Consider the following 4,537-nt stretch of genomic DNA (forward strand, 5'->3'; position numbering starts at 1 on the left):
AGCGTGATCGTTACGGTTGTGCCTTTATGCCGCTCGCTTTCGATCTGAATGGTTCCTCCATACATGGAAATGATTCGCTTGCAAACGACAAGGCCGAGTCCGGTTCCTTTTTCCTTGGACGTGACAAAAGGCTGGAAAATCTTCTCAATCATCTCTTTCGGAATGCCCTCTCCGACATCCTTCACAACAATTTCTGCTGTTTGTTGATCATGTTCAATTTGAATCAGCAGTTTCCCACCGTCTTTCATTGATTCCAACGAGTTTTTGGCGACATTTAAAACGACTTGTTTAATATGATCCTTTTTACAGAAAACGTATGCCGGATTTTCCGCACGGTTCTTGAACTTCACTTCGACATTATATAAATTGGCTTCAGAATGAATAATCGGCATGATCTCGTCAATCATTTCATTCAAGGCATTTAACTGCCATTGTTCAGCCGTCGGTTTTCCAAGCACAAGAAACTCACTGACGATCTGGTTGATCCGCCGGATTTCCTGATCGATGATCGAGAAATACATTTGATCTTCTTTAGATTGATATTTTTTCTGAAGAAGCTGGATGAATCCGCTGATTCCGGTCAGCGGATTTCTGATTTCATGGGCGGTGCTGGCCGCCAGGGTGCCGATTAATTCCAGCTTTTGCGCTTCATTCTGGGCGCGTTCCTGTTTGGTCCGCCGTTTAAGCAAAACGTATTGAATCAGGAGGAACATAATATTAAGCAGGATAAAGATACTTAAAAAGGACAAGAGAAGGCTGTGAACAAGTTCATCAAGCTGAACAGGTTCAGGATAGACTTCAAGCTTCCAGTCGATCTGGTCCAAAAAAGCATCAACAGTCCCGCCGTCCGGCTTCTCAGCAGGCGAGTGACCGGCAGAGAAGAGGACTTCGTTCTTCTGATTGAGAATTTTGATGTAAAGCTCAGGGCTCAGTACATTCATGATATTTTTTAAATAGTCGATGCGAATGGAGGCCAGCAAAAAGTTTGTCGTCCTTCCCTCGCTATTAAAGACGGGGGTGAATATATTGAGCTCTAGCTTGTCCGTCAGAATCCCGGCCTCATCTGTGATCACGGATTTCTTTGAGTTTTTCGCCTTTCGGAGAATATTCTTGTAGGTGACCGGCTTTTTTTCTTTAACGGGCGCCGTGCTGACCATGACATCGCCGTTTTCATTTAAAAGATACAAGGCCGAAAAGCGCGGCTCTTTTTTATAGGTTTCCCTCAGAATGTGTTTGATATGTTTTTCATTGATGGGGTGGTTGAGGGCCGTTGCCACTGAGCTGAGCCTCGCTTCTGTTTCACCGATCAAATAATTGATTTGGTTCCGGTGAATATTCAGCATAAGAGTCGCGGTCTGCCGATGTTTTTCGGTGATATTTTCGCGTTCTTGTTCGTATATAAAAAAGCTTATAATCAAGGCCGGTATCATCACCAGGATTAAATAAAGCCTTATTTTCTTCCATATATTTTTCGAATTGCGCATTTTCTCACTCTCTCCCAATCGATACAGGAATAGAGGTATTATATCACTAGTAAGAGCCGATTTATAGAAAAGATAACCAATACCTTGAAAATAGGACACAATACCGTGGAATTTCCGGATATATCTATTTGATGTTCATTTCCTTTCATCATAACATGGCTTGAATGTTAACAGTTGACATTTTCCTCATAGTTTATTAATGTTTTCCTGTAGTTGTTTCTTTGGAGATGAGAGATATGAGTAATAGAGAACAGTCATTAAAATTATTTATTGTATTATCACGAGCGTACAGATCAATTAACGATCATATGAATAAACATATTCATAAACATGGTCTGAATCCGACGGAATTTGCTGTTTTGGAGCTTCTCTATCACAAAGGTGATCAGCCCCTGCAGCAAATAGGGGATAAGATTCTTCTGGCGAGCGGGAGTATTACATATGTGGTTGACAAGCTTGAGCAAAAACAGCTGATCATCAGAAGAGCCTGTACAACAGACCGCAGGGTCACGTATGCGCAGATTACGGATAAAGGAGTCAAGCTCCTGGAGCAGATTTTTCCGGGCCATGCTGAAGAGCTTCATCAAATGATCAGTGTTTTGAGTGCTGAAGAGAAAGAAGCTTGCATCGACATGCTGAAAAAAGTAGGTCTGAACGCAAAAAACTTTTATCAGAGCAAAGAATAAGGAAGCTGCCAAATCGCAGCTTCCTTATTCTTTTTTATTCAGATTTTCTTGTCCGATCGGCAGGATGAGAATTTCAACCCGTCTGTTTTTCCTTCTTCCTTCCTCCGTATCGTTTGAAGCGATAGGCTTATATTCTCCGAAGCCTTTGGCGCTGAATATCTGAGCGTCAAGCTTTGGATTTTCGATCAAGAGCCCCATGAAATTGACAGCGCGCATGACGCTTAAATGCCAGTTTGATTTAAATTGAGAGTTTTTAATCGGCACATTATCTGTATGTCCGCTGATCACGATATTGCGCGGCGGATTCAGCACGAGGAGATCGGACACTTCTTTGGCGAGCGGAATGTCCTGCTTGCGGATTTCCGCTTTCCCTGAATCAAAGAAGATATTATCCTCGATTGAAAGAAGAAGCCCTTCGTCTGTAAGCTTTGTATTAACCTGGCTTTCAAGCTTCTTCTCTTTGATAAACCGGTTGACCTGTTCCTGGATTTTTTTCAGCGATTGCTTGTCCTTTTCTTTTTGATCTGCGGATACATCTTTAGATTCATCTGGACTTTTTCCGTCCTCGGTTGTGCTTGTTTTCGGCTCGGTGAAGCTTGAATAGTCCATCATTCCCGTACCGCCGGTAAACACGGCATTGAATGATTTAGACAGCATGTCGAACTTTTTGGCGTCGATCGAGCTCATGGCAAACAGTACGATGAACAGCGCCAAAAGAAGTGTAAGCAGGTCGGCATAAGGAATGAGCCAAGATTCATCTACATGTTCTTCATGGTCTTTATGCTTCTTTTTTTTTCTAGCCATTATTGGTTTCCCCTTTTTCTCCTTCTGGAATCACGATGCTGGAGCGTTCGCTAGGAGAGACATACATTAAAAGCTTTTGTTCAATGACTTTCGGAGCCTGTCCTTCTAAAATGGAAAGGATGCCTTCAATCATCACTTCACGGACTTTGACTTCCTGTTTTGATTTGCGCTTTAATTTGTTGGCAAAAGGATGCCAGAGTACGTAGCCTGTAAAGATCCCGAGAAGCGTGGCGACGAAGGCGGCGCTGATCGCATGACCGAGAGCTTCAGTGTCACTCATATCTGCAAGTGCGGCAATCAGTCCGACAACTGCTCCCAATACACCCAATGTCGGGGCATATGTGCCTGCCTGGGTGAAAATGCCTGCTCCCATCTGGTGCCGTTCCTCCATTGCTTCGACTTCTTCAGTCAGAACGTCCCGGATAAAATCGGCACTTTGTCCGTCTACCGCCATGCTCANNCGCCCATTCGGAAAACATGGGGATCAGTTCATTGAGTTCGATCATCTTTTGCTCTTTAAACAAAATGCCGAAGAGTTTGGGAACTTTCTTGATTTCGCGGATTGGAAATGCGATGACAACTGCTGCGATTGTTCCGACAAGTATGATCAGCCATGCCGCCGGATTGACGAGAACGGATGGGCTGACACCTTTCATAACCATGCCGACACCTACTCCGATGATAGCTAAAATGATTCCAATTAACGATGTTTTGTCCATTTTTTCACCAATTCCTTTAACTAACTTTTCTATCGTTAATATCGGTGCCGCAATATAGGAACTTTAGGGTGTTTCAGAAATTGTTGCAAAATCAAGGTGAAAAGGGACTTTTGAATGATCGAATGGAAATAAATTGAATTTAGCTGTGTCTTGTGCATTATAAAGGAAAAGCCGGCTTCCATTGCAGGAAGCCGGCAAGTGTTAAGCGATTGTTTTCACCGCAATATCGCCGTTTTCAACTGTGACGTGAAAACCTGTGATATGTTCTTCTTCAAGCAGCAGGTCAGTCATTTGATCTTCAACGACTCCCTGAATCGTTCTTCTTAAAGGACGTGCGCCAAATGCAGGATGGCATCCGATTTCAGCTATTTTTTCTTTTGCTTCTTCTGAAACCGCAAGTGTCAGCTGCTGATCGCTTAATGTTTCTTCAAGTTCTTTCAGGAGCAGATCGACGATTTTGACGAGAACCTCTTTTTCAAGAGACTGGAATTCGACAATACTGTCAAATCTGTTCAAGAATTCCGGTTTGAAGTAACTGCTTAAAGAATCGATTAATGATTGTTCACCCATCAGCTGCTCTTCTCTGTTAAAGCCGACTGTTGTCCGTTTTTCAGAAACGCCTGCATTGCTTGTCATGATGATGACGGTGTCTTTAAAGCTGACTGTCCGTCCTTGGCTGTCTNNCCGACATATCCCGGAGGTGATCCGATCAGCTTGGATATGGCGTGTTTTTCCATGTATTCGCTCATATCAAGGCGGATCATGGAATTCGTCGTGCCGAACAGCTCTTCGGCAAGCCGTTTGGAAAGCTCTGTTTTACCGACGCCTGTCGGACCGACAAACA

The 4,537-nt window shown here is 43.4% G+C and carries 3 protein-coding genes and 2 pseudogenes; 1 reads left to right on the forward strand and 4 read right to left on the reverse strand.

Going from position 1 to position 4,537, the window contains the following annotated elements; genetic code table 11:
• Nucleotides 1–1,484, reverse strand: a 1,484-nt coding sequence (kinD, locus tag BTA30_RS21520; protein WP_076763978.1) for a sporulation kinase KinD, incomplete at its 3' end; no start/stop codon positions are given.
• Nucleotides 1,485–1,720: 236 nt separating this feature from the next.
• Between kinD and mhqR the strand changes: the two genes are divergently transcribed.
• A complete protein-coding gene (gene mhqR / locus BTA30_RS21525) occupies nt 1,721–2,170 on the forward strand; it encodes a MarR family transcriptional regulator MhqR (RefSeq protein WP_076763980.1) in 450 nt (149 codons plus the stop codon).
• A gap of 24 nt (nt 2,171–2,194) precedes the next feature.
• Here mhqR and motB read toward each other — a convergent pair whose 3' ends face one another.
• From motB to BTA30_RS21540, 3 genes and pseudogenes are all read right to left on the reverse strand, one after another.
• A complete protein-coding gene (motB, locus tag BTA30_RS21530; RefSeq protein ID WP_076763982.1) occupies nt 2,195–2,974 on the reverse strand; it encodes a flagellar motor protein MotB in 780 nt (259 codons plus the stop codon).
• Nucleotides 2,967–3,693: pseudogene (gene motA, locus BTA30_RS21535) on the reverse strand (flagellar motor stator protein MotA). Before motA ends, motB begins: the two are co-directional and overlap by 8 nt.
• 201 nt (nt 3,694–3,894) lie before the next feature.
• Nucleotides 3,895–4,537 (reverse strand): annotated as a pseudogene (locus tag BTA30_RS21540) (AAA family ATPase); the annotation flags it as partial.

Source organism: Bacillus swezeyi (assembly GCF_001969815.1).
In the GTDB taxonomy this organism is placed as follows: Bacteria; Bacillota; Bacilli; order Bacillales; family Bacillaceae; genus Bacillus; species Bacillus swezeyi.

Coding starts and splice junctions, on each gene's coding strand:
- motB (WP_076763982.1), bottom strand. CDS start 2,974: ATGGCTAGAAAAAAAAAGAAGCATAAAGACCATGAAGAACATGTAGAT.
- mhqR (WP_076763980.1), top strand. CDS start 1,721: ATGAGTAATAGAGAACAGTCATTAAAATTATTTATTGTATTATCACGA.